At 72.4% G+C, this 23,604-nt stretch carries 23 protein-coding genes; 14 read left to right on the top strand and 9 right to left on the bottom strand.

All coding sequences use genetic code 11. The features are described 5' to 3' along the window. Nucleotides 1-16: 16 nt before the first annotated feature. Nucleotides 17-703 (bottom strand): IclR family transcriptional regulator domain-containing protein, encoded by a 687-nt coding sequence (locus tag CRYAR_RS33300; RefSeq protein WP_035868722.1) that lies wholly within the window; start codon nucleotides 701-703, stop codon nucleotides 17-19. A gap of 65 nt (nucleotides 704-768) precedes the next feature. Here CRYAR_RS33300 and leuC point away from each other — a divergent pair, with 65 nt between their 5' ends. The 3 genes from leuC to CRYAR_RS51025 all read left to right on the top strand — a co-directional run bounded on the left by leuC (nucleotide 769) and on the right by CRYAR_RS51025 (nucleotide 4,123). Further along, nucleotides 769-2,196, top strand: coding sequence for a 3-isopropylmalate dehydratase large subunit (gene leuC / locus CRYAR_RS33295; protein WP_035857160.1), 1,428 nt, complete (start codon nucleotides 769-771; stop codon nucleotides 2,194-2,196). 6 nt (nucleotides 2,197-2,202) lie between these two features. Further along, a complete protein-coding gene (gene leuD / locus CRYAR_RS33290; RefSeq protein ID WP_035857159.1) occupies nucleotides 2,203-2,802 on the top strand; it encodes a 3-isopropylmalate dehydratase small subunit in 600 nt (199 codons plus the stop codon). A 244-nt stretch (nucleotides 2,803-3,046) separates the two neighbouring features. Then, a complete protein-coding gene (locus CRYAR_RS51025; RefSeq protein WP_035857158.1) occupies nucleotides 3,047-4,123 on the top strand; it encodes an HU family DNA-binding protein in 1,077 nt (358 codons plus the stop codon). Between the two features lie 89 nt (nucleotides 4,124-4,212). Here CRYAR_RS51025 and CRYAR_RS33280 read toward each other — a convergent pair whose 3' ends face one another. The 5 genes from CRYAR_RS33280 to cofC all read right to left on the bottom strand — a co-directional run bounded on the left by CRYAR_RS33280 (nucleotide 4,213) and on the right by cofC (nucleotide 10,353). Then, on the bottom strand, nucleotides 4,213-5,175 hold the full coding sequence (locus tag CRYAR_RS33280; protein ID WP_035857157.1) for an NUDIX hydrolase: 963 nt from the start codon (nucleotides 5,173-5,175) through the stop codon (nucleotides 4,213-4,215). Next, nucleotides 5,172-6,704, bottom strand: a complete 1,533-nt coding sequence (locus CRYAR_RS33275) for a CYTH and CHAD domain-containing protein (protein ID WP_035857156.1) — start codon at nucleotides 6,702-6,704, stop codon at nucleotides 5,172-5,174. Before CRYAR_RS33275 ends, CRYAR_RS33280 begins: the two co-directional genes overlap by 4 nt. A gap of 16 nt (nucleotides 6,705-6,720) precedes the next feature. Then, a complete protein-coding gene (locus CRYAR_RS33270; RefSeq protein ID WP_035868721.1) occupies nucleotides 6,721-9,060 on the bottom strand; it encodes an RNA degradosome polyphosphate kinase in 2,340 nt (779 codons plus the stop codon). A 308-nt stretch (nucleotides 9,061-9,368) separates the two neighbouring features. Next, on the bottom strand, nucleotides 9,369-9,584 hold the full coding sequence (locus tag CRYAR_RS33265; protein ID WP_035868718.1) for a hypothetical protein: 216 nt from the start codon (nucleotides 9,582-9,584) through the stop codon (nucleotides 9,369-9,371). 31 nt (nucleotides 9,585-9,615) lie between these two features. After that, nucleotides 9,616-10,353: a 2-phospho-L-lactate guanylyltransferase gene (gene cofC / locus CRYAR_RS33260; RefSeq protein ID WP_084701276.1), complete on the bottom strand. Its 738-nt coding sequence runs from the start codon at nucleotides 10,351-10,353 to the stop codon at nucleotides 9,616-9,618. A gap of 111 nt (nucleotides 10,354-10,464) precedes the next feature. Here cofC and CRYAR_RS33255 point away from each other — a divergent pair, with 111 nt between their 5' ends. Genes CRYAR_RS33255 through CRYAR_RS33240 form a run of 4 tightly spaced genes read left to right on the top strand, consistent with a single transcriptional unit; the run spans nucleotide 10,465 to nucleotide 14,426 of the window. Further along, the gene (locus CRYAR_RS33255; RefSeq protein WP_035857155.1) at nucleotides 10,465-11,181 is read left to right on the top strand and encodes a lysophospholipid acyltransferase family protein; all 717 of its coding nucleotides are present in this window, start codon (nucleotides 10,465-10,467) and stop codon (nucleotides 11,179-11,181) included. Nucleotides 11,182-11,195: 14 nt separating this feature from the next. Next, nucleotides 11,196-12,197 carry an NAD(P)H-dependent glycerol-3-phosphate dehydrogenase gene (locus CRYAR_RS33250; RefSeq protein ID WP_035868711.1) on the top strand — a complete coding sequence of 334 codons (1,002 nt, stop codon included), beginning with the start codon at nucleotides 11,196-11,198 and terminating at the stop codon, nucleotides 12,195-12,197. Beyond that, nucleotides 12,194-13,279 (top strand): cystathionine gamma-lyase, encoded by a 1,086-nt coding sequence (locus CRYAR_RS33245; RefSeq protein WP_035857154.1) that lies wholly within the window; start codon nucleotides 12,194-12,196, stop codon nucleotides 13,277-13,279. Before CRYAR_RS33250 ends, CRYAR_RS33245 begins: the two co-directional genes overlap by 4 nt. A gap of 34 nt (nucleotides 13,280-13,313) precedes the next feature. Further along, the gene (locus CRYAR_RS33240; protein WP_035857153.1) at nucleotides 13,314-14,426 is read left to right on the top strand and encodes a D-alanine--D-alanine ligase family protein; all 1,113 of its coding nucleotides are present in this window, start codon (nucleotides 13,314-13,316) and stop codon (nucleotides 14,424-14,426) included. Between the two features lie 19 nt (nucleotides 14,427-14,445). On the opposite strand, the gene CRYAR_RS43985 is transcribed toward CRYAR_RS33240, so the two are convergent. Together CRYAR_RS43985 and CRYAR_RS33230 are read right to left on the bottom strand one after the other, a co-directional pair. After that, complete coding sequence (locus CRYAR_RS43985; RefSeq protein ID WP_051571275.1) at nucleotides 14,446-15,027, bottom strand: DUF3515 family protein; 582 nt, start codon at nucleotides 15,025-15,027, stop codon at nucleotides 14,446-14,448. Nucleotides 15,028-15,029: 2 nt separating this feature from the next. Continuing rightward, the gene (locus tag CRYAR_RS33230) at nucleotides 15,030-15,263 is read right to left on the bottom strand and encodes an Lrp/AsnC family transcriptional regulator (protein WP_035868703.1); all 234 of its coding nucleotides are present in this window, start codon (nucleotides 15,261-15,263) and stop codon (nucleotides 15,030-15,032) included. A gap of 120 nt (nucleotides 15,264-15,383) precedes the next feature. Here CRYAR_RS33230 and CRYAR_RS33225 point away from each other — a divergent pair, with 120 nt between their 5' ends. From CRYAR_RS33225 to CRYAR_RS33215, 3 genes are all read left to right on the top strand, one after another. Continuing rightward, nucleotides 15,384-16,322, top strand: a complete 939-nt coding sequence (locus CRYAR_RS33225; RefSeq protein WP_084702017.1) for a thiamine-phosphate kinase — start codon at nucleotides 15,384-15,386, stop codon at nucleotides 16,320-16,322. 191 nt (nucleotides 16,323-16,513) lie between these two features. Next, a complete protein-coding gene (locus CRYAR_RS43980; RefSeq protein WP_051571274.1) occupies nucleotides 16,514-17,680 on the top strand; it encodes a serine/threonine-protein kinase in 1,167 nt (388 codons plus the stop codon). Nucleotides 17,681-17,699: 19 nt separating this feature from the next. Next, nucleotides 17,700-18,191: a GNAT family N-acetyltransferase gene (locus CRYAR_RS33215; protein ID WP_051572308.1), complete on the top strand. Its 492-nt coding sequence runs from the start codon at nucleotides 17,700-17,702 to the stop codon at nucleotides 18,189-18,191. A gap of 53 nt (nucleotides 18,192-18,244) precedes the next feature. Here the strand turns inward: CRYAR_RS33215 and rpmB are convergent, their stop codons facing one another. Continuing rightward, the gene (gene rpmB / locus CRYAR_RS33210) at nucleotides 18,245-18,436 is read right to left on the bottom strand and encodes a 50S ribosomal protein L28 (RefSeq protein ID WP_035857150.1); all 192 of its coding nucleotides are present in this window, start codon (nucleotides 18,434-18,436) and stop codon (nucleotides 18,245-18,247) included. A 192-nt stretch (nucleotides 18,437-18,628) separates the two neighbouring features. Between rpmB and CRYAR_RS33205 the strand changes: the two genes are divergently transcribed. From CRYAR_RS33205 to coaD, 4 genes are read left to right on the top strand one after another with little or no spacing between them, the layout of a single operon-like run. Continuing rightward, entirely contained in the window at nucleotides 18,629-20,215 is a 1,587-nt protein-coding gene (locus CRYAR_RS33205) for a DAK2 domain-containing protein (RefSeq protein ID WP_035857149.1), read from the top strand. 18 nt (nucleotides 20,216-20,233) lie between these two features. Then, complete coding sequence (gene recG, locus CRYAR_RS33200; protein WP_051571273.1) at nucleotides 20,234-22,516, top strand: ATP-dependent DNA helicase RecG; 2,283 nt, start codon at nucleotides 20,234-20,236, stop codon at nucleotides 22,514-22,516. Next, the gene (gene rsmD / locus CRYAR_RS33195) at nucleotides 22,513-23,070 is read left to right on the top strand and encodes a 16S rRNA (guanine(966)-N(2))-methyltransferase RsmD (RefSeq protein WP_035857147.1); all 558 of its coding nucleotides are present in this window, start codon (nucleotides 22,513-22,515) and stop codon (nucleotides 23,068-23,070) included. Before recG ends, rsmD begins: the two co-directional genes overlap by 4 nt. Next, nucleotides 23,067-23,549: a pantetheine-phosphate adenylyltransferase gene (gene coaD, locus CRYAR_RS33190; protein WP_035857146.1), complete on the top strand. Its 483-nt coding sequence runs from the start codon at nucleotides 23,067-23,069 to the stop codon at nucleotides 23,547-23,549. Before rsmD ends, coaD begins: the two co-directional genes overlap by 4 nt. Nucleotides 23,550-23,604 lie beyond the last annotated feature (55 nt).

The raw sequence follows: 23,604 nt of genomic DNA, 5'->3' as shown, positions 1-23,604 counted from the left end.
GTTCACCAGTGGTGCTTCACAACCCGGAGAGGCGCTGCCCGGCTCGGATCACCTGCACGGCATGACGTTCGCCGGGGCGGCGGCCCAGACGCTCTATCGGGCCGGAGATCGAGATCGCCGCGATGACCCGCCCCTGCCGGTCGCGCACCGGAGCCGACACCGACGCGACACCGGGCTCGCGCTCCGCGACGCTGGAGGCCCACCCGCGCCGCCGCACCTCGGCGAGCGTCCGCCCGCTGAACCGGCACCGGGGCAGCAGCGGCAGCACCGACTCCGGCGGCTCCCAGGCCAGCAGCACCTGCGCACCGGACCCGGCCGTGATCGGCAGCCCGGTGCCCACCGGCACGGTGTCACGCAGCCCGCTGGACCGCTCGGCGGCCGCCACGCAGATCCGCTCGTCCGCCCGGCGCAGGTAGAGCTGGGCGCTCTCGCCCGTCGCGTCACGCAGCTGGGCGAGCACCGGCGCGGAGGCGGTGAGCAGTGCGTCGGGGGCGGCGTTCGCGAGTTCGGCCAGCCGCGGGCCGGGCCGCCAGCGCCCGGCCTCGTCCCGGACGAGCAACCGGTGCGCCTCGAGTGCCTGCGCGAGCCGGTGCGCGGTGGCCCTGGGCAAGCCGGAACGTTCGACGAGCTCGGCCAGGCTGGCGCCGTCGACCGTGGCCTCGAGGATCGCCACGGCCTTGTCGAGCACCCCGACACCGCTGATAGTCTGTCCCACAAGACGAAACTACCATCCCACATCGCAGGAAGTCATGAAGTTGGGAGCCTGACATGGGCCGAACGCTCGCGGAGAAAGTCTGGGACGCACACGTCGTGCGTTCGCAGCCGGGTGAACCGGATCTGCTCTACATCGATCTGCACCTCGTGCACGAGGTCACCAGCCCGCAGGCGTTCGAGGGTCTTCGAATCGCCGGCCGGCCGGTCCGCCGTCCCGATCTGACGATCGCGACCGAGGACCACAACGTCCCCACCGTCGACATCGACAAGCCGATCGCCGACCCGGTCAGCCGCACGCAGGTCGAGACGCTGCGCAAGAACTGCGCCGAGTTCGGCATCCGCCTGCACCCGATGGGCGACGCCAGCCAGGGCATCGTGCACGTCATCGGCCCGCAGCTGGGGCTCACCCAGCCGGGCATGACCGTGGTCTGCGGCGACAGCCACACGTCGACGCACGGCGCGTTCGGCGCGCTCGCGTTCGGCATCGGCACCAGCGAGGTCGAGCACGTGCTCGCCACCCAGACGCTGCCGCTCAAGCCGTTCAAGACGATGGCGATCAACGTCAACGGCGCGCTCACGGACGGCGTCACGCCGAAGGACATCATCCTGGCGGTGATCGCCAAGATCGGTACCGGCGGCGGCCAGGGGTACGTCCTGGAGTACCGGGGCGAGGCGATCCGGGCGCTCTCCATGGAGGGCCGGATGACGGTCTGCAACATGTCGATCGAGGCCGGTGCCCGCGCCGGCATGATCGCGCCCGACGAGACCACGTTCGAGTACCTGAAGGGGCGTGACCACGCACCGGAGGGCCAGGACTGGGACACCGCGGTCGAGTACTGGAAGACGCTGCCCACCGACGAGGGCGCGACCTTCGACGTCGAGGTCGACATCGACGCGAGCGCGCTGACGCCGTTCGTCACCTGGGGCACGAACCCGGGCCAGGGCCTCCCGCTGGGCGAGAACGTGCCCGACCCGGCGTCGTTCACCGACCCGGGCGCCCGCACGGCCGCCGAGCGCGCGCTGGAGTACATGGGCCTCACCGCCGGTACGCCGCTGCGTGACATCACGGTCGACACGGTCTTCCTCGGTTCCTGCACCAACGGCCGGATCGAGGACCTGCGTGCCGCCGCGGCGGTGCTCGGCGGGCGGCGGGTCGCCAACGGCGTCCGCATGCTCGTGGTGCCCGGTTCGATGCAGGTCAAGCAGCAGGCCGAGGCCGAGGGCCTGGACCAGGTCTTCAGCGCGGCCGGGGCCGAGTGGCGTCAGGCGGGTTGCTCGATGTGCCTGGGCATGAACCCCGACACGCTCTCGCCGGGGGAGCGCTCGGCCTCCACCTCGAACCGCAACTTCGAGGGCAGGCAGGGCAAGGGCGGCCGGACGCACCTGGTGTCGCCGCTGGTGGCCGCGGCCACCGCGATCACCGGCCACCTGTCCGCGCCGGCCGATCTGCCGCCGGTCGAGACCGCCGCTGTGGGGAGCTGAAAAGTCATGGAGCAATTCACCACGCACACCGGCCGGGCCGTTCCGCTGCGCCGGTCCAACGTCGACACGGATCAGATCATCCCGGCCGTGTACCTGAAGCGGGTCACGCGTACTGGTTTCGAGGACGGACTGTTCTCGGCCTGGCGCGGCGATCCCGAGTTCGTGCTCAATCAGCCCGAATACACGAACGGCACGATCCTGGTCGCGGGGCCCGAGTTCGGTACCGGTTCCTCGCGGGAACACGCGGTCTGGGCGTTGATGGACTACGGCTTCAAGGTCGTCATCTCGCCGCGCTTCGCCGATATCTTCCGGGGTAACTCGCTCAAGGCCGGTCTACTCACGGTTGTTCTGCCGGAAGAGACCGTCGAGTCGCTCTGGAAGGTGATCGAGGCCGATCCGGCCGCCGAGGTCACGGTCGATCTACGCGCTCGCCAGGTGCGTTTCGGCGACCAGGTCGAGGAATTCGAGTTCGACGACTACAGCCGTTGGCGCCTGCTGGAAGGCCTCGACGACATCGGCCTGACGCTGCGCCACGCAGATGCCGTCGACGAGTTCGAGAAGAAGCGTCCGGGCTGGTTGCCGCGCACGCTGTCGACCGTGCAGTAAGGCTTCCGCCGGTCCGAGCGGCCGGAATTCGTTGCGCGTCAACGGATTCCGGCCGCTTCGTTTTTCACCGTCGGAGAGGCCGCTACACGCGTAAATCGGGCTCAGAACACCCGAAACCGTTACGACACAACGAAATTCGTCCTCCTTTGGTCATTGTGCATTCTCGAAAGCGGGCCTAACGTTCGCGCCGAGGCGTCCGGCCTGCGCGCATTCGTACCTGGATGCGCACTTTGAGGGGGAACTAGTGAACAAGACCGAACTGATCGAGGCACTCGTGCAGCGGCTCGGTGACAAACGCGCCGCTACCGAGGCTCTCGACGGAGTGCTCGAGGAGATCCAGCGGGCCGTCGCTCGCGGCGAGCGCGTCGGCATCACCGGCTTCGGCACGTTTGAGAAGCGCATCCGCAACGCACGGACCGCGCGCAATCCGCGTACCGGTGAGACCGTCAAGGTGAAGAAGTCGTTCACCCCGGCGTTCAAGGCGGGGCAGGGCTTCAAGGATGTCGTCACCGGCACCAAGAAGCTGGCGAAGGCTCCGGTGGCGTCGATCGCGGCGGTGTCGGGCAGTACGTCCGCTCCGGTCGCGGCCGCGACCCGCACCACCGGCACGACGGCCCGCGCGACGACGGCGTCGCGCAACGGTGCCGCTCGTCCGGCGTCGGCGCGTACCGCGTCCACCCGCTCGGTCAACGGCACGCCGACGCGTGCGACCAAGAGCACCGCGACCGCCACCAAGACCACGGCGGCGCGCGCCACCGCGACGAAGGCTCCGGCGAAGACCGCGGCCAAGGCGACCGCGGCCAAGAGCACCCCGTCGCGCGCCACCGCGGCCAAGGCTCCGGCGAAGACCGCGGCGAAGGCGACCGCGACCAAGACCACCGCGGCGGCCAAGGCTCCGGCCAAGACCGCGGCCAAGGCGACCGCGACCAAGACCACCGCGGCGAAGACCACCGCGGCCAAGGCCACCACCGCGACGCGGACCGCCGCGACGAAGGCCGCCACCACCAAGGCGACCACGCGCACGGCGGCCACCAAGGCGACGGCGGCCAAGAACACGGCCACGAAGGTCGCTGCGAAGACCGCTCCGGCCAAGGCCACCGCCAAGGCGTCTCCGGTCAAGGCGGTCAAGTCGGCGCCGGCCAAGACCGCGGCGGCGAAGAGCGCACCGGCCAAGACCGCGACGAAGGCCCCGGCGAAGACCGCGGCCGCGAAGACCGCGCCGGCCAAGACCGCGACCGCGAAGGCGGCTCCGGCGAAGGCGGCCACCGCGCCCAAGTCGGCGGGCAAGAAGGTCAAGCCGGCCGGCAAGAAGAAGAAGTAAGTAGGTCCGTTCGACCGGGTGCCGGCCGCGGGACCAACGAGACGTCGCGGGGAAGCGACGTTCTCCCAGGTCCCGCGGCCGTCCCGTCGTTAGGGGTTGCTCTCCGGACGGATCGTGGCCAGGTAGTCGGCCTGCACCAGGCGCTCACCGGCGAAATGGAGCACCCACACGCTGCCCTTGCGGCTGCGCAGCGCACCCCGCCGGTGGGCCGCCGGAGTGATGTCGACGATCGAGTCGTCGGCCTCGGCCAACTCGGTGACGACGCCGGGGATCAGACCACCCTGGCTGCACACCACCGACACCCCGCCCTCGGTAGCCAGCGCACGGAACCGCGCGACGACGGCGTCGGGATCGTCGAACGACTCCTCGTCGAAGACGCTGTCGGAGACGACCTTCTGCCCGAGCGCCGACGCCAGCGGCTCGATCGTCTGCAGGCAGCGCAGTTTGGTGGCCGAGAGCACGCGCTCCGGCCGGAACCACGGCAGCAGCTCGGCCAGCCAGACCGCCTGCGCCTGTCCGCTGGGCTCGAGCGGGCGGTCCGCGTCGGGGCCGGTCCAGGTGTTCTTGTCACCGGCCTTCGCGTGCCGGACGAGCAACACGGTCGCGGTGATCTCGGGCAGCGCGCCGAACCTGCGGATCACGCCCGCGTCGTGCGCGTGGGTGACCCGCGTCGCCGCCTGCTCCGGCGTGAGCCAGGCCAGCCCGTCGACCTCTTCGTTGCGCGTGAACTCGCCCTCGGCCGCACGCATCGCCCAGTAGTCGACGACCTTGGGCACCAGCCCGGGTCCGCCGGTGGTGCGGTGCCGTCCGTGCGGTTCGACCTGGTAGGACGTCGAGGGCAGGCGCGGGCCCACCACCGGCTGCAGCCCGGTCTCCTCGATCACCTCGCGGCAGGCCGCGGCCAGCACGTGTTCGTCGGGATCGAGCTTGCCCTTCGGCAGCGACCAGTCGTCGTAGCGCGGCCGGTGGACGACGGCGATCTCCACGCCGTCCGCCCCGGTACGCCAGACGACGCCGCCCGCCGCGCGGACGACCTCGTCGGCGGCGCTCATCCCCGCAGCCAACGCGTCAGCTTGGGCCGATCGGCGCTCTCCCACACCGGCGCGAACCGGTTCCGGGACGCGTGCACCGCGGCGCGCTCGCGCTCGTACAGCCGCCCGCAGGTGATCACCAACTCGGTGTCGTCGGAGTGGGCCAGCGCGATGTCACGCCACTCGTCAGCGGCGATCGCGGCGTCCTGGTGCTCGCCCAGCACCTCCTGCACCTGCGCGCAGGCCTTGGCCAGCCGGGTGGCCGGCGCCCCGAGCACCGGAGCCACCGCCTCGGACGCGTACCGGGCGCGCTTGGCCCGGATCCGCGACGCGTGCCAGGTGTCGTCGGGATCCTCGAGCGTCAGCTTGCCCGCCTTCCGCGCCAGCTTGTCCCAGACCGTCTCGACCATCGCGGGGAGCACCCAGACGGCCCGCTGGTCGGCGAGGTCGACGGTCTCCGGGGCACGGACGGTCTCGATCAGCAGGTCCAACAGGGCGGGGTAACGGTCGGAGCTCAAAGCGGCGTCCAGATTCTTCAGCGCCAGCCGCTGCCGATCTCCGAGGATCGAGTCGATCCGGGCGATGACCGCGGGGTCCAACGGCGCGAGTGGGTCGGTGTCAGCGGTCGACCGTAGCCGGGCGCGCAGCACTTCGGCGTCCCGGGGGCCGCCGAGCGCGGCCGCGAGCCACCGCAACTCGGCGTCGATCGGCGCGGCCCACTCCGCGTCGACGAGCGGACCGAACGTCCGCAGATCGCTCCGCAGCCGACGGCAGCACACCCGCGCCTGGTGCACCGCGTCGGGCTCGCCGCGGCGGACCCGCACGTCGTAGTCGAGCAGCCGGCGCGCGGACCGGCGCAGTACGAACGCGATCGCGTCCGCGGCCGACGAGGAGTCGTTGACCTCGCCCGCGACCGGCACGTCCGGCGGTGCGGTGGCGCGTCGGCCGAGCGCGCGCACCAGCTTCGGCGTCGTCGCGCCGGCCGCCGCACCCGCGTCCACGAGCACGGCCGCCGCGGTGGTCAGCGCCTGGTCGGCCTTCTTGCCGTCGGCCTTCCGCTCGACCTCGATCTCCCGGAAACTCGTGCGGACGCCGGACCCGTCGGCCAGCAGCCCGCGCCCCTCGGAGACCTCGACGGTGTCGTCGACCAGTTCGGCCAGGATCTTCTTGCCGGCCCGGATCAGGTACCGGTCCCGGTCGGTGCGCAACGTCGCCACGGCCACCAGCGGCGCGGTGCGGACCCAGGCGGTGACGAGCGTGGTCAGCGCCGGCGGGGGAGCGTCGGGCGGGCCGTCGACCGCGATCTCCTCGCGGACCGTCGCCCCGGCCGCGGTCGCGCCCTTGGGCAGCTTGAGGTGCCAGGGCGGCCCGTCCTCGCCGGTGCGGTGGCGCAGCGTGATGCCGAGGCGGGCCAGCCGCAGATCAGCGGTGTCGTAGTACACCGCGGTGAGCACCTGGCGGCCCTGGGGCTCGACCCGACCGGCTACTCCCGAAAGATCCGGGAGCACGAACTTGCCGTGGACACCGAACTTCAGTTCCTCTTCACGCAATGCCTGTCCCGCCTTCTCAGCCGATGATCCGGGTCAAAAGCGTCTCCTGGACGTCACGCAGCGGGCGGTCGGGTGTGCCCTGCCGACGCGTCCACCCTCCGTCCGGGCCGAGCTCGAACGCGGCGGCGGAGGCGGCCAGCGAGGTGTCGAGCGTCGACCGCAGGGCCCGGCGCGCCTGGTCGTCGGTGACCCGCACCATCGCCTCGACCCGGCGGTCGAGGTTGCGGTGCATCATGTCGGCCGAGCCGATCCAGAACTCCTCGGCCTCGGTGCCGGGAGCGCCGTTGCCGAACCGGATCACGCGGGAGTGCTCCAGGAACCGGCCCAGGATCGAGCGGACCCGGATGTTCTCGGAGAGGCCGGGGACACCCGGCCGCAGCGCGCAGATACCCCGGATCACCAGGTCGACGCGGACACCCGCCCGCGAGGCCCGGTAGAGCGAATCGATGATGCCCTCGTCGACGATCGAGTTCGCCTTGAGCTGCACCAGACCGGGCTGACCGGCTCGCACGTGCTCGATCTCGCGCTCGACGCGCTCCACGATGCCGCGCCGGACGCCGTACGGGGCCACCATCAGCGTGCGGTAGTCGGTCTGACGCGAGTAGCCGGTGAGCACGTTGAACAGGTCGGTCAGGTCGCGGCCGACGTCGGGGTCGGCGGTGAACAGGCCGAGGTCCTCGTAGAGCCGCGCGGTCTTCGGGTTGTAGTTGCCGGTGCCGATGTGCGCGTACCGGCGGATGCGGCCGTTCTCGTTACGCACCACCAGCGACGTCTTGCAGTGCGTCTTCAGGCCGACCAGGCCGTAGACGACGTGGCAGCCGGCCCGCTCCAGCGCCTTCGCCCAGGAGATGTTGGCCTGTTCGTCGAAGCGCGCCTTGATCTCGACCAGGACGACGACCTGCTTGCCCGCGCTGGCCGCGTCGATCAGCGCGTCGACGATCGGCGAGTCGCCGGAGGTGCGGTAGAGCGTCTGCTTGATCGCCAGCACGTTCGGGTCGGCGGCGGCCTGCTCGATGAAGCGCTGCACGCTCGTCGCGAACGAGTGGTACGGGTGGTGCACCAGCACGTCGCCCTCGCGCAACGTCGCGAACACGCTGCGCGGCGTCTCGCCCTCGGAGAAGCGCGGGTGGGTGGCGGGCACGAACGGCTCGTACTTGAGCTCCGGACGGTCGACGCCGGCCAGCGCGAACAGGCCCGACAGGTCGAGCAGCCCGGGCACCCGCAGCACGTCCTGCTCGGCCACGTCGAGCTCACGGACCAGCAGCTCCAGCACGTGCTCGCTGACGTTCGACGCGACCTCGAGCCGGACGACCGGGCCGAACCGGCGCCGGGCCAGCTCGCGCTCGAGGGCCTGCAGGAGGTCCTCGTCGCGGTCCTCCTCCACCTCGAGGTCGGCGTTGCGGGTGACGCGGAAGAGGTGGTGCTCGACGACCTGCATGCCGGGGAAGAGCTGGCTCAGGTGGACCGCGATCAGGTCCTCGACGGGGAGGAAACCGCCCTCGACGGCGACGAACCGCGGCACGTTGTCGGGCACCTTGACGCGGGCGAAGCGCTCCGAGCCCTGGCCGCTCTCCGGGTCGCGGACCACGACGGCCAGGTTGAGCGACAGGCCGCTGATGTACGGGAACGGGTGCGCCGGGTCGACCGCCAGAGGCGTCAGCACCGGGAAGATCAGCTCGCGGAAGAACCGGTGCAGGCGGTGCTGCTCGTCGTCGGAGAGCTCGGCCCAGTGCAGGATCTTGATCCCGGTGGCCTCCAGCGCGGGCTGGACGTCGTCGGAGAAGCAGCGGGCGTGCCGTTCGACCAGTTCCGCGGCGCGCTGGGCGATCAGCGAAAGCTGGTCTCCCGTCGACAGGCCGTCCACCGAGCGCACCGAGAGGCCGGTGGAGCGCCGCCGCTTGAGGCCGGCGACTCGCACCATGTAAAACTCGTCGAGGTTCGAGGCGAAGATCGCCAGGAACTTGGCCCGTTCGAGCAGCGGGACCGTGGTGTCCTCGCCCAGCGCGAGCACCCGGGCGTTGAAGTCGAGCCAGGACAGCTCGCGGTTGAGGAAGCGGCCCTCCGGCAGCGGCTGGTCCTCGAGCGGCGTCTCGTCCTCGCCGAGCTCCTCGACCTCCTCGGTCAGCTCCTCGGTGGTGACCGGGGCCGCCTCGCCGGCCGCGTCGGCCACCAGGGGTCCGAGCCCGGCCCCGGTGTCGCTGTCGTCGGCCGGCTCCACGCCCGCCGTGGTGGTCCCGGCGCCGGCGACCGCTGCCGCGTCGGCCGAGGTCACGGCGGTGGCGACGCCGTTGGCCGAGGCCGGCTCCGGCGGTCCTCCGGCCGTGGCGTCCGCCACTTTCGGGTCCGTCGGCGCGATCGGGGTCTCCGGCGCCCGCGGAGCGCCGTTGCGGGACGGCGACCCGACCGGCTCGACGACGGCGGCCGAGCCGTTGCGCTCGGCCGCGATCACCGGGGCGCCGACGGTGGCGTCCTCCGGCGCGACGGTGCCCCGGGTACGGGCGACGAAGCGGCCGCTGGAGTCCCGGGTCCGAGGGGTCCGATTACTGCTGCTACCGGTCGCGGTGCTGTCGGTCGTGGCGCTCACGGTCCCATCCTTCCCGCCGTCGGGTAGTCCCTGTCCAGAAATCCTGATCTGACGTCACGTGCACAACGCACGAACGCCGGTCAGCCGAGGCTGGTGAACGTGACGATCGTTACCAGCGTGACCTCGCCCGAGGCGTCTCGTTCCAAGCGGACGCGCTGACCGGGCCGCAACAATCGGAGGCCGCCGGCCGCGAACGCGTCCGGGCCGAACGGAACGTCGCTGCCGTCGTCGAGCAGGACGCTGCCCTCACGGGTCGCCGGGGCGAACTGCCGCACGGTGCCCTGAACGCTCGTCACGATGTTCACTCTAGGCCTTGGCCTGCGGATCTCAGCAGGCGCAGCGCACCGGACCGAAGAGAGCGGTCGTCCGCGGACCCAGCCCGAGCACGCGGGCGGCGTCGAGGTCGGCCGCGGTGTCGACGTCCTGGCGCAGCGAGGCGCCCACCTCGCCCGCCGCCGTCAGGTCGACCGCTCCCGCGCGGGCGTGCAGCAGCGCCGAACCCGGCCCGTAGGCGGGCTCCAGCGGCACGCCCCGGGGCGCCGCGAGCAGCGTGGTCCCGGTGCCGGCGACGTCCGGCACGAAGCCGCGCACCCCCATCCGCTCGACGGCGCGCAGCACGGCGTCGAGGTGGGCGCCGCGCAGGGCGGGCAGGTCGGCTCCGAGGGCGGCCGTGCCGTGCCCACCGCGGCCGTCCGAACCGGTCAGCAGCGCGGCCATCGCCGCACCGTGGCGCAGCGCGGAGTTGAGACCGGACCGCGGGGTATCGGGAACGCACACCGCGCCGAGCGCGCTCAGCGCCGCGACCGCTACCCGGTCGTCGGTCACGACGACGACCCGGTCGACGGCCGGGGTGGCGAGCACCGCCGCGACCGTGTCGAGTGCCATCGCCAGCGCCACGTCGGCGTGCCAGTCGTCGGGCTCACCCGGCGGATCGAGCGCGCCCAGCGGATCCGGCCCGCTGGCGGTGTAGGTGAACAGCGCGGCGGACGCGGGCAGCGTCGCGCGCAGCCGGCTCTTCGCCTGCCCCAGACGCTTGACCGGCGTCACGATCGACCATCCCGTCACGTCTCCATCCTCACACTGTTCCAGCGCGTTTCGTCCACGCGGCGGCGTAGGGTGAGGTTTCCTGCAGGTTGGGGCCCGCCGGACCCCGTACGGCGAGGAGGCGGCACCGCGGTGCGCCGGGGATTCTGGCTTCGGTTCGCAGAGTTCGTCCTGCGTCCGCTGTTGACCGTCTTCACGAAGCGCACCTGGCGCGGATGGGAGAACATCCCGGTCAGCGGACCCGCGATCTTCGTCGCCAACCACACGTCGATGGTCGACCCGCTGGTCATCGCCCATTTCCTCTACGACCGGCCGCGCGAGATGCGGGTGCTGGTCAAGTCGAGCCTGTTCAGGGTCCCGCTGGTCGGCACGGTGCTGCGGTCGTCCGGCCAGATCCCGGTCCACCGGGCCACCCGCAACGCGGGGGACGCACTGCGTACCGCCACGGCCCGTATCCGTGCGGGGGAAGCCCCGCTCATCTACCCGGAGGGCACCGTTACTCGCGACCCCGATCTCTGGCCGATGCAGGGCAAAACCGGAGCCGCCCGGCTGTTCCTCGACACCGGCGCGCCGGTGATCCCGATCGTGCAGTGGGGGGCGCACGGCCTCCACGACTACCGCACCGGCAAGGTGCGGCTGCGGGTGCGGACGCCGGTCACGGTGTCGGCGGGTCCGCCGGTCGACCTGTCGGCCTTCGCCGGGGCACCGCCGACCGGGATGGTGCTCAGGGAGATCACCGACGTCATCATGCGGCGCCTGCGTGACGACCTGGCCGAACTACGCGGGGAACCGGCGCCGACCGGCCCGCTCTACGTGCTCGACGAGAAACCGCGGGGGCTGGCGTCGTGAGTGGTTCGGACACCGTGCGGGCCGCGGTGCTGGGTGCGGGCTCCTGGGGCACGGCGTACGCCAAGGTCCTGGCCGACGCGGGCTGCGAGGTCGCGCTCTGGGCCCGGCGTCCCGAGTTGGCCGCCGCGATGAACGCCCGGCGGGAGAACGGCGACTACCTGCCCGGCGTCGGCCTGCCCGACCGGCTGACCGCGACGCCCGACCACGAGGAGGCGCTCGCCGGCGCGGACCTGGTGATCCTGGCCGTACCGGCGCAGACCATGCGGGCCAACCTGCGGCACTGGGCCGGCGCGCTCGGCGACGACGCGACGCTCGTCAGCCTGGCCAAGGGCGTCGAGCTCGGCACCCACAAGCGGATGACCGAGGTGATCATCGAGGTCACCGGCGTGCCGGCCGACCGGGTGGCGGTGGTGTCCGGGCCCAACCTGGCCAAGGAGATCGCGTCCGAGCAGCCCGCCGCCACCGTCGTCGCCGCCACCGACCTGGCCAGGGCCGAGCTGCTGCAGCGCGCGTCCACCACGTCCTACCTGCGGGTCTACACGAACACCGACGTCGTCGGCGTCGAGCTGGGCGGGGCGGTCAAGAACGTGATCGCGCTGGCCTGCGGCATGGCCGAGGGTATGGGCTTCGGCGACAACACCAAGGCGTCGCTGATGACGCGCGGGCTGGCCGAGACCGCGCGCCTGGGGGTGTCGCTGGGCGCAGACCCGATGACGTTCGCCGGGCTGGCCGGCATCGGTGACCTGGTCGCCACGTGCACCTCGCCGCTGTCGCGCAACCGGACGTTCGGCGAGCGGCTGGGGCGCGGCGAGACGCTGGAGCAGGCGATCGCGCACACCCGGCAGACCGCCGAGGGCGTGAAGTCGTGCCTGTCGATCCTCGAGCTCGCGGCCGCGGCGGGCGTGGAGATGCCGATCACCGAGCAGGTCGTGCAGGTGTGCCACGAGGGCATCGCGCCGAGCGTCGCGATGAAGTACCTGATGCGGCGGGAGCCGAAGCCGGAGCACCGGTCGTGACCGGGGACGGCACGACGGCGGCGCACGCGGGGGAGCGCCCGGCGGTCCCCGGTGAGCCGCACCGGCCGGGCCCCGTGCTCTCCTCGGTGTTCCACCTGCCGGGCGCGCCCGACTTCTACGGCCGCCCCGACAACCCGACGTTCCGTGACCTGGAACGAGCGCTGAGCGAGCTCGAGGGCGGCTCGACCGTCACCGCGTTCGCGTCGGGGATGGCGGCGATCTCGGCGGTCCTGTTCGGAACGCTGAAGGCCGGTGACACGGTCGTCGTCCCGTCCGACGGTTACTACGCCACCCGCTCGTTGGCCGCGGACCGGCTGGCCGCGTTCGGGGTCACGGTGCGTTCGGCGCCGACGCTCGGCCCGTACCCGTTCGAGGGCGCCTCGCTCGTGCTCCTGGAGACACCGAGCAACCCCGGCATGGACGTCTGCGACCTGGCGGCGGTGTGCGCCGAGGCGCACGCGGCGGGTGCGCTGGTCGCGGTCGACAACACCACCGCGACGCCGCTCGGCCAGCGTCCGCTCGAGCTCGGCGCCGACTTCGTCGTGGCCAGCGACACCAAGGCGCTCTCCGGCCACGGTGACCTGCTGCTCGGCCACGTCAGCACGCTCGACGACGAGCTCGCAGCGACCGTGCGTCAGTGGCGCACCTGGACCGGTGCGATCCCCGGCCCGTTCGAGGCCTGGCTGGCGCTGCGTTCGCTGGCGACGCTCGACGTGCGGCTGGAGCGGCAGGCCACCAACGCGCTGGCGGTCGCGGAACTGCTGGTGGGGCACCCGGAGGTCAGCGGAGTGCGCTACCCGGGGCGGCCGGAGGACCCGGCCTACCCGGTGGCGGTGAAGCAGATGCGCCGGTTCGGCGGGGTGCTCGCCGCGGTGCTCCCGGACGCGGCGGCCGTCGAGCGGATGCTCTCGGCGTCGCGGCTCGCGTCGGCAGTGACGAGTTTCGGTGACGTGCGCACCGGGATCGACCGGCGGGCGCAGTGGGGCGGCGACGACGTTCCGGACGGGTTCGTCCGGATCTCTTGTGGAATCGAGGACACCGGCGACCTGGTGGCCGACCTCACCGCTGCCCTCGGCGGATAACGCGGGGTAGGCAGCGGACTGTAGGGTCTGGCGCGTGACGAGCGATCCAACCCCCGGGTCGAAGAGACTCCGCGTCGCCGTGATCTTCGGCGGACGCAGCACCGAGCACGCAATCTCCTGTGTCAGCGGGGGCGCGGTGCTGGCCGGCCTCGACCGGGACGCGTTCGACGTGATCCCGGTCGGCATCACCGCGGAGGGGCGTTGGGTGCTCGCGCCCGACGACCCGGCCGCGCTGCGTGCGGTCGGCCGCGAGCTGCCGACGGTCAAGGACGGCACCGAGGTGGTCCTGCCCGGCGACCCGACGCGCGGCGGTCTGGTGGTCTCCACCCCCGCGGAGGGCGTCGGCGCGCTGGAGGGCGTGGACGTCGTCTTCCCGGTGCTGCACGGCCCCTACGGCGAGGACGGCACGATCCAGGGCCTGCTCGAGATGGCCGACCTGCCCTACGTCGGGTCGGGCGTGTTCGCCTCGGCCGCGGCGATGGACAAGGAGTACACGAAGAAGCTGCTCGCGGCCGAAGGGCTCGCGGTCGGCGACTACGTCGTGCTGCGCGACGGCGCGACGCTCACGTTCGACCAGCGCGAGCGGCTCGGCCTGCCGGTGTTCGTGAAGCCGGCGCGGGCCGGGTCGAGCATCGGCATCACCCGCGTCACCGACTGGGCGCAGCTCGACCAGGCGGTCGAGAGGGCGCGCGCGGTCGACCCGAAGGTGCTCGTCGAGGCCGCGGTCGTCGGCCGCGAGGTGGAGTGCGGCGTGCTGGAGGGCGAGCACGGCGGCCCGCCGGAGGCTTCGCTTCCGGCCGAGATCCGGCTGGTGAGCCCCGATCACGACTGGTACGACTTCGATGCCAAGTACCTCGACGACGCGTGCGAGTTCGACATCCCGGCGGTGCTTCCCGCGGGCGTGGAGGAGAAGCTCCGCGAGGCCGCGTGCCGTGCGTTCACCGCGCTCGGCTGCGCCGGGCTGGCCCGCGTCGACTTCTTCGTGACGCCGGACGGCGGTCTGGTCGTCAACGAGGTCAACACGATGCCGGGGTTCACCCCGATCTCGATGTTCCCCCGGATGTGGGCGGCCACCGGGCTGCCCTTCGACGAGTTGGTCGGGCGGCTGGTGCGCACCGCGGTCGCCCGTGGTTCCGGCCTGCGTTGAGCGGCGGATGCCGCCGGCGTCATCGTGCCGGCGGCACCGAGTCGACTATCGGTTTCGAGAGCGGCCGCAGCAGCGAGCCGAAGCGTCCGACGTTGTACGGGGCGGGCAGCCGCAGGTCCACGGCCACGCTCAGGTTGAGCGCGCGCAGGAAAGTCACGTCGTTGCCCTCGGTGACCAGCCAGGACAGACCGTTGAAGTCGACCACCTGTCCGGTGCTGCCCGCGGTGGTCGCGGCCGGGCCGACCCCGCAGCGCAGCACGATCGCCGGGTCGCCCCAGGCGGCGGCCCGCTCCGACGCGGAGGCCGGCTCGACCGGCCGGCTGTCGTGTTCGTCGACCGTGACCGGCAGGTTCGCGAGCAGCGCCCGGCAGACGGTCTCGGTCTTCGCGTCGATCGCCGACGGCTGGTTGTTCACCGACAGGTCGACGGTGACCGGGCCGGTGGCGGGCTCCGGATCGTCGGCGAACCCGCCGGCCGCCCAGAACCAGCCGACGCCCACCAGCAGTGCGAACGGCACGGCGATCAGCGTCGCGGTGAACGCGGCGCTGATGCGTTGGGACCTGGTCGCGCGAGGCGCCAGGGTCGTGGCTTCGTCGGTCACGGTCAGAGATGCACGACCGAGCAGGTCAGCGTTCGGGTGATACCGGTGACGCTCTGCACCTTGCTGACGACGAGCGAGCCGAGCTCGTCGACGGTCTCGGCCTGGGTGAGCACGATGACGTCGTACGGGCCGGTCACCGCGTCGACCTGGACGACGCCGGGCAGGTCGCTGACCGTGGCGGCAACATCCCGGGCCTTGCCGACCTCGGTCTGGATGAGGATGTACGCCTGGACCACGGACACGCTCCCTGTAAGGCCATTCGACACCGTCCGTACCGGAACGACGGATGGTAGGACGGATGCACGCTACCGCAGGCCGTGGCAGCTCAGACCGGGGGCAGGGGAGGAGTGAGCGGCGTGACCGTGTCGGAGATCGGGGAACTCGGCCTGCTGGAGCGGGTGTTCCCGCGCTTGCCGCAGAGCCGGGCCACCGTGGTGGGGCCCGGCGACGACGCCGCGCTGCTGGCGGTCGGCGGTGGGCGGGTCGTCGTCACCACGGACGTGCTGGTCGAGGGCCGGCACTTCCGGTCGGACTGGTCGAGCCCCCGTGACGTCGGGCGCAAGGCCGCGGCGCAGAACTTCGCGGACGTCGCCGCGATGGGCGGGGTCGGCACCGCGCTGCTGATCGCGCTCGCGTTGCCCGGCGAGACCGAGCTGAGCTGGGTGGAGGCGTTCTACGACGGGCTGCGCGAGGAGTGCGAGACGGTCGGCGCCGGGGTCGTCGGGGGTGACCTGGTGCGCTCGGAGCACGGCATCACGATCGCGGTGACCGCGCTGGGTTCGATGGACGGGCGCGAACCGGTCACCCGGGCCGGCGCGAAGCCGGGGGACGTCGTCGCGATCGCCGGGCGGGTGGGCTGGTCGGCGGCCGGGCTCGCGGTGCTCTCCCGGGGTTTCCGGACGCCCAGGGCGCTCGTCGACGCCCATCGGGTCCCGTCGGTGCCCTATGCGGCCGGCCCGGTCGCGGCCGACCTGGGGGCCACCGCGATGACCGACGTGTCGGACGGCCTGGTGGCCGATCTGCGGTCGATCGCGGTCGCCAGCGGCGTCTCGATCGAGATCACCACCGACGTGCTCGAGGTGACCCCGCAGATGCGTGACGCGGCCGCTGCGCTCGGTGTCGACCCGGTGCGTTGGCTACTGGATGGGGGCGAGGACCACGCGTTGATCGCTTCTTTTCCGGCCGGAATCGAACTTCCGGAGCCGTGGTTGACGCTCGGCCGGGTCGTGCGGGGGCGCGGCGTGTACGTCAACGGACAACCCAGCGATGACCAGGGATTCGACCACTTTCGCTGACCCCGGAGTGAGCTTCGTCTCAAGGAGCCGCTATCGTCGCCGATGGGCGATTTGGGAAAAATAGCCGTATCGGCAAACCGGGTGACGCGCGTCGGGACCGGCGTTTCGTCCACCCGTTCGGAGGCTAACCCGCCTTCAGCGAGCCGATTCCTCCAGCGGGTCGACGTGGTGACGAGGGGCAGGGCGGATTTGTGAAGGCGACCGAGACCTCCCTTGTTTCCGACCCACCCGTCGTCCTCGACGGCCGGTACGAAATCGAGGAGCGTCTCGGCGGCGGCGGAGCCTCGGACGTCTACCAGGCCCGTGATCTCCGGCTCGGGCGGCACGTCGCGGTGAAGATGTTCCGTACCCGCGCCGGCGCGCATTCCGACCGGCGCTGCGGTGACGAGGCCCGCCTGCTGGCCGCGCTCAACCACCCCGGCCTGGTCGCGCTCTACGACGTCGGCTGGCACGACGACCACGAGTACCTGGTCATGCAGCAGGTGGAGGGGCGCACGCTGGGGCGTCGCATCGCCGCCGGCCCGCTCGCGCCGCGAGACGTCGTCCGGGTCGGCGCGGTGCTCTCCGACGTCCTGCACCACGTGCACGCCCGGGGAATCGTCCACCGCGACGTGAAACCGTCGAACGTCCTGTGCGCCGACGAGGGCTCGGTGTTCCTCGCCGACTTCGGGATATCCCATCCCACCGGCGCGGAGGAGACCGACTGCTCGGGCGTGGTGGTCGGTACGGCTCCCTACTTGGCGCCGGAGCAGGTACAGGGCGGTCCGGTCGGACCGCCCTGTGACGTTTACGCGCTCGGACTGGTGCTGCTGGAGTGCCTCACCGGCAAGCGCGAGTACCCCGGTGGGCAGCTCGAGGCCGCGATGGCCCGGCTGCACCGCGAGCCGGTGGTCCCGGAGCACACCCCGGCGCCGCTCGGCCGTCTGATCCGCGCGATGACCGCGCTCGACCCGCGCCAGCGCCCGACCGCGCTGCAGTGCCGCAAGCTGCTGGCGGTGCACGACCCGCAGATCGCGGCGTCGATGGAGCGTCCGGCGTTCATGATGGCCCCGGCCGCGGCCCCGGCTCGGCCGGAGTCGGAGCTGCCGGACCCGGCCGACCTGCCCACGGCCGCGGTCGTGGTGGCCGAGGTCTCCGAAGAACTCCCCGTCGACGACGTGCTGCCGCCGGTCGAGGACGACCTGCTCGACGACCTGCTCGACGGCGGCGACGAGGACGTCGAGACCGGATCGCTGGAGGGGGTCGACGCGGCCGAGGCCTCCCGGCGGCGCAGCACCGGCGCCCACCGGCGTCGGCGCGGAGCCGGCCTCTGGTCGCCGCGGAGCCGGAGCGCCGGCACGGAGGCCCGCGCCAGCTGACTGTGGCACGGTGGAGGACGTGACTTCTGCCGCCACCCGGGTCGCGCTGCGATCCACCGCGTACGACTCGCCCGAAGCCACGACACTGATCTCCGCGCTCCAGGGGGAGTACCTGGTCCGCTACGGCGGGCACGACGAGACGCCGGTCGACCCGGCCGAGTTCGCGCCGCCGAGGGGCCGGTTCTTAGTCGCGTGGCTCGGCGACGTGCCGGTCGGCTGCGGTGGCTGGCGCGACGACGCGGCCGATCCCGGGCGCACCGCGGAGATCAAGCGGATGTTCGTGACCGACACCGCCCGGCGCCGGGGCGTCGCCCGGCTGATCCTGGCCGAGCTGGAGCAGACGGCGGCGGCCGCGGGCTACGCCCGGATGATTCTCGAGTCCGGCGATCAGCAGCCCGAAGCGACCGCGCTCTACCGCTCGGCGAGTTACCGGCCGACCACGCCGTTCGGGCTCTACGCCGACGAGGACGGCTCGATCCATCTCGAGAAGGACCTGCGCCGACGCCACTGAAGGCGTAGCCCGCTGGGCTACGCCTTCAGTGATGAAGCTGGTGGGCCGAGGCGTCAGCCCCGGACGACCTTGCCGGCCTTGATGCAGGAGGTGCAGACCTGCTTGCGCACGGTCGTGCCGCCACCCGCCGGAACCCGAACGGTCTGGATGTTCGGGTTCCACCGGCGGTGAGTGCGCCGGTGGGAGTGCGAGACCGACATGCCGAAGCCCGGCCCCTTGCCACAGACGTCGCACACGCTCGCCACGGAAACACTCCTGCACTAGATGGTCAAAAGCCACCGTGTGTTACACACGGGGAGGCGGCCCACGAAAGCGCGGGACACCCGAACAGCCTACCTACTCCGTTGAGCGGCGCCAAACCGGCCGGGTCGCCGGGGGTCCGGCCGCTCTGATGAGCCACCATACGGGGCGGACCCGAACCCCCGGAGGGTGCTGCCGTGCGTGACCGCCTCGACGCCGAATCGGTGCGGCGGTGGTTCGTCGGCACGCTGGCCGCGCTGCGGCGCCGACAGCCCGAGATCGATGCGCTGAACGTCTTCCCGGTGGCCGACTCCGACACCGGCACGAACCTCGTGCTGACCCTGCAGGCGGCGGTCGACGCCGACGCGGGCGGCGCGACCGTGCGTGACGTGTGGACCGCGATGGCCAGGGGCGCGTTGCTGGGCGCGCGGGGCAACTCGGGGATGATCGTGTCGCAGCTGCTGGCCGGTGCGGCCGACGCGTTGCCGGGCGACGCGTCGGTGCGGGGGCGTGCGCTGGCCACGGCGCTGGAGGCCGCGGTCGTCGCGGGGTACGCGGCAGTCGTCGAGCCGGTCGAGGGCACGGTGCTCTCGGTGGCCGCCGCGGCGGCGCGGGGCGCGGTGGACGCCGGCTCCGACGAACCGGCGGTGGTGACCTCGGCCGCGCTGCGGGCGGCCGAGCTCGCGCTGGAGGACACGACGGCGCAGCTGGCGGCGCTGGCCATGGCCGGCGTGGTCGACGCCGGTGGGCGCGGTCTGGTCGTGATGCTCGAGGTGCTGGACGCGGTGGCGCGGGGCGAGGCGCTCGACCTGTCGGCGCCGTCCTCGCCCCGGCCGGTCGTCGTGGCCGGGGAGCAGGCGGGGTGGGAGATCCAGTACCTCCTCGACGTGGACGCCGACGCCGACGTGCGGATCGCCGGCCTGCGCACGCGGCTGACCGCGGTGGGCGATTCGGTCGTGGTGGCGTGCGCCGACCCCGGGGACGGGTCGAAGTCGGTCTGGACCGTGCACGTCCACGGCGACGACATCGGCGCCGCGCTGGAGGCCGGTCTGGACGCCGGTCGCCCGCACGGGGTGGTCGTCACCCCGCTGATCGCCGGCGCTCGCCCGGCCGTGCCGACCGTGGCGCCGGGTGCGGACCGCGCGGTGGTCGCGCTGGTGCCGGGAGCCGGTCTGGCCGAGTTGTTCGCCGCGGCCGGTGCGGTGCCGGTCGACGGGGCCGGGCTGACCGTCGACGCGCTCGTCGACGTGCTCGGCCGCACCGGCGCGGCCGAGGTCGTGCTGCTGCCCAACGACGGGGCGCACGCCGCGGTGGCCGAGGCCGCCTCGGCCGCGGCCGGTCCCGGGCGGACGGTCTCGGTCCTGCACACCCGGTCCCCGGTCCAGGGCATCGCGGCGCTCGCCGTCGCCGCCGCCGCCCGGCCGTTCCGCGAGGACGTCGTCGCGATGGCGGAGGCGGCCGCCGCGACCCGCTCGGCCGAGGTCGTCGTCGCCGACCGGGCCGGGCTGACGATCGTCGGCCCGTGCGACGTCGGTGACGTGCTCGCGCTCGTCGACGGCGACGTCGTGGCGATCGGCGCGGACGTGGCCGGCGTGGCCGCGGACCTGCTCGACCGGCTCCTCAACGCCGGCGGGGAGCTGGTCACGCTGGTGCTCGGGGCCGCGGCGCCGCCCACGCTCGGCGACGCGCTGGCGGCCCACCTGCGCACCCGCTGGCCCTTCTGCGAAGTGCACGTGCTGACCGGCGGCCAACCCCGGGCGGCCCTGCTCATCGGCGTCGAGTGACCGACTTGTCGGTGGCGGATGGTAGGAGTTGGTCAGCCATCGACAGCCTGGAGAGGTGACCCCTCGGTGCAGCCCACCCTCGCTTCGCCGCTGCGCGACGCGGTCGGAGAGAAGACCGCGAAGGCGCTGATCGAGAAGCTCGACCTGCACACGGTCGGCGATCTGTTGCACCACTACCCCCGGCGGTACGCCGAACGCGGCGAGGTCTCCGACCTGGGGGCGCTGGAGATCGGCGAGCACGTCACGGTGGCGGCCAAGATCGAGAAGATCTCGGTGCGCCCGATGCGCCAGAAGCCCCGCAGCAAGATGCTCGAGGTCACGGTCACCGACGGTCGGCGCCAGCTGCAGCTGACGTTCTTCAACCAGGCCTGGCGCGAGCGGCAGCTGACGATCGGCCGCTGGGGTCTGTTCTCCGGCAAGGTCGGCCAGTTCCGCGACAAGCTGCAGCTCAACCAGCCCGATTACCAGCTGCTCGCCGAGCCCGGCGAGCTGGCCGAGGGCCAGGCCGGCGACGCGCTGGCCGAGTTCGCGAACGCGCTGATCCCGGTCTATCCGGCGGCGGCGAACGTGCCCACCTGGACGATCGCCAGGGCGGTGCGCGCCTCGCTCGACATCCTGGCCGACGTCGACGACCCGATGCCGGAGGGCATCCGGCGGCGGCGCCACCTGCCCGATCTGGACAGCGCGCTCCGCGCGATCCACCTCCCGGCCTCCAAGGAAGACCTGTACCGGGCGCGCCACCGCCTGAAGTGGGACGAGGCGTTCGGGCTGCAGGCCACGCTGGCCCAGCGCCGGCTGGCCGCCGCCGCGCGCCCGGCCACCGCGCGCCCACCGCGGCTGGGCGGCCTGCTCGAGGCGTTCGACGCCGCGCTGCCGTTCGCGCTCACCGACGGCCAGGCCCGCATCGGCGACGAGATCGCTGACGACCTGGCCGCCGACCACCCCATGCACCGTCTCCTCCAGGGTGAGGTCGGCTCGGGCAAGACGGTCGTGGCGATCCGGGCGATGCTCCAGATCGTCGACTCCGGCGGTCAGGCCGCGCTGCTGGCCCCCACCGAGGTGCTGGCCGCGCAGCACGCCCGCTCGATCCGCGCGATGCTCGGCCCGATGGCCAGGGCCGGGGAGCTCGACGCCGCCGGGACCGCCACCCGGGTGGCGCTGCTCACCGGCTCGCTGCCCGCCGCCGCCCGCCGGGCCGCGCTCGCCGAGGCCGCCGAGGGCAGGGCCGGCATCGTCGTCGGCACGCACGCGCTGCTCTCCGAGGGTGTCGAGTTCGCCGACCTCGGCCTGGTCGTCGTCGACGAGCAACACCGGTTCGGCGTCGAACAGCGCGACGCGCTGCGCGCCAAGGGCGGCGAGACGCCGCCGCACGTGCTGGTCATGACCGCGACGCCGATCCCGCGCACGGTCGCGATGACGGTCTTCGGCGACCTGGAGACCTCGGCGCTCACCCAGCTGCCCAGCGGCCGGTCGCCGATCGCCACCTCGGTGGTGCCGGTCGCGGAGAAGCCGGGCTGGCTGGCGCGCGCCTGGCAGCGGGTCAACGAGGAGGTCGCGGCCGGGCACCAGGCCTACATCGTCTGTCCCCGGATCGGGGAGGCCCTGGCCGGGGACGACGAGGACGAGGAAGACGGCGCCGACAACCCCGACCTCGAGCCGCCGCCCGAGGACGAGGGAACGTCGAAGCGGCCGCCGCTAGCCGTGCTCGAAGTGGCGCCGAAGCTCGCCGAGGGGCCGCTCTCCGAGCTGCGGATCGGCATCCTGCACGGCAAGCTGCCGCCCGACGAGAAGGACGCGGTGATGGGCGATTTCGCCGCGCACCGGCTCGACGTCCTGGTGGCCACGACCGTGATCGAGGTCGGCGTGGACGTGCCGAACTCCACCGCGATGGTGATCATGGACGCCGACCGCTTCGGCGTCAGCCAGCTCCACCAGCTGCGCGGCCGGGTCGGCCGGGGGAGCGCGGCCGGGCTGTGCCTGCTGGTCACCGACGCACCGGCAGGCACGAAGGCCCGCGAGCGGCTCGACGCGGTGGCGAGCACCACCGACGGTTTCGAGCTGGCCCAGCTCGACCTCGAACAGCGTCGCGAGGGTGACGTGCTCGGCGTCGCGCAGTCCGGGCGTCGCTCGCGCCTCAAGCTGCTGTCGCTGATGCGTGACGAGGACGTCATCCGGGACGCCCGCACCGAGGCCACCGCGCTGATCGCCGACGATCCCGAGCTGCGGGCCTACCCGGGCCTGGCCGCGGCCGTCGACGCGCTCGTCGACCCGGACGCGGCCGACTACCTGGAGAAGACGTGACCAGGATCGTCGCCGGGAGCGCCGGGGGCAGGCGCATCGACGTCCCGCCGGGCAAGGGCACGCGCCCGACGTCCGACCGGGCCCGGGAGGCGATGTTCAGCGCGGTACAGGCGGCGCTCCGGCTGGAGGGAGCCCACGTTCTCGACCTGTACGCCGGGTCCGGTGCCGTGGGGTTCGAGGCGCTCTCGCGCGGGGCCGCCACGGCCACGCTCGTCGAATCCGATCCGAAGGCCGTACGGACGTTGCGCGCCAACGCCACGGCGTTGAAGCTTCCCGGCGCGGAGGTCTGGTCCGGCCCGGTCGAACGGTTCGCTGCCTCGCCCGCTACGCACCGGTTCGACCTGGTGTTCGCCGATCCGCCCTATGCCCTGCCCGGGGAGGCCCTCACGGCCGTGCTGGCCGATCTCGATTCCTCTGGTTGGCTCGGTTCAGACGCCCTGGTGATCGTCGAGCGCAGCACCCGCGGCGAGCCCTGGGTGTGGTCGAAGCCACTGGTCGCAGTACGTGAGCGCCGTTACGGCGAGGGAACGCTTTGGTACGGTCGCCGTTCGTGAGACGCGCTGTGTGTCCTGGCTCTTTCGACCCGGTGACGAATGGTCATCTCGACATCATCGGACGGGCGAGTCGCCTCTACGACGAGGTCGTGGCGGCGGTTCTGATCAACCCGCGCAAAGCCGGTCTGTTCACGGTGGATGAGCGCATCGAGTTGCTCGAGGAGGTGACGGCCTCCTACGGGAACGTGCGCGTGGACACGTTCAGCGGCCTGCTCGTCGACTACTGCAAGGCCAACGACATCCCGGTGGTGGTGAAGGGGCTGCGTGCGGTCAGCGACTTCGACTACGAATTGCAGCAGGCCCAGATGAACCATGGCCTGGCCGGTGTGGAAACGCTGTTCATGGCTACTAACCCCCTGTTCTCTTTCCTGTCGTCCAGCCTGATCAAAGAGGTCGCCAAGTACGGTGGCGACGTGTCCGCGCACGTACCGGAGGCGGTACGACGTCGTCTGGTCGATCGGCTCGATACTCAGTCATAAGGGCCGCCACACCCCTCCGAGGTCGCCGGAGAACGCCGGACGCGGCAGGATGACG

The sequence above is a fragment of the Cryptosporangium arvum DSM 44712 genome (assembly GCF_000585375.1).
Classification (GTDB): Bacteria; Actinomycetota; Actinomycetes; order Mycobacteriales; family Cryptosporangiaceae; genus Cryptosporangium; species Cryptosporangium arvum.
Note: the sequence above shows the minus strand (reverse complement) of the source record. Positions and strands in the feature narration are given on the sequence as shown.

Bases quoted from the DNA above. Each gene is read 5' to 3' on its own strand.
- leuC (WP_035857160.1), top strand. From the start codon at position 769: ATGGGCCGAACGCTCGCGGAGAAAGTCTGGGACGCACACGTCGTGCGT.
- leuD (WP_035857159.1), top strand. From the start codon at position 2,203: ATGGAGCAATTCACCACGCACACCGGCCGGGCCGTTCCGCTGCGCCGG.
- CRYAR_RS33280 (WP_035857157.1), bottom strand. From the start codon at position 5,175: ATGAGCGCCGCCGACGAGGTCGTCCGCGCGGCGGGCGGCGTCGTCTGG.
- recG (WP_051571273.1), top strand. From the start codon at position 20,234: ATGGTAGGAGTTGGTCAGCCATCGACAGCCTGGAGAGGTGACCCCTCG.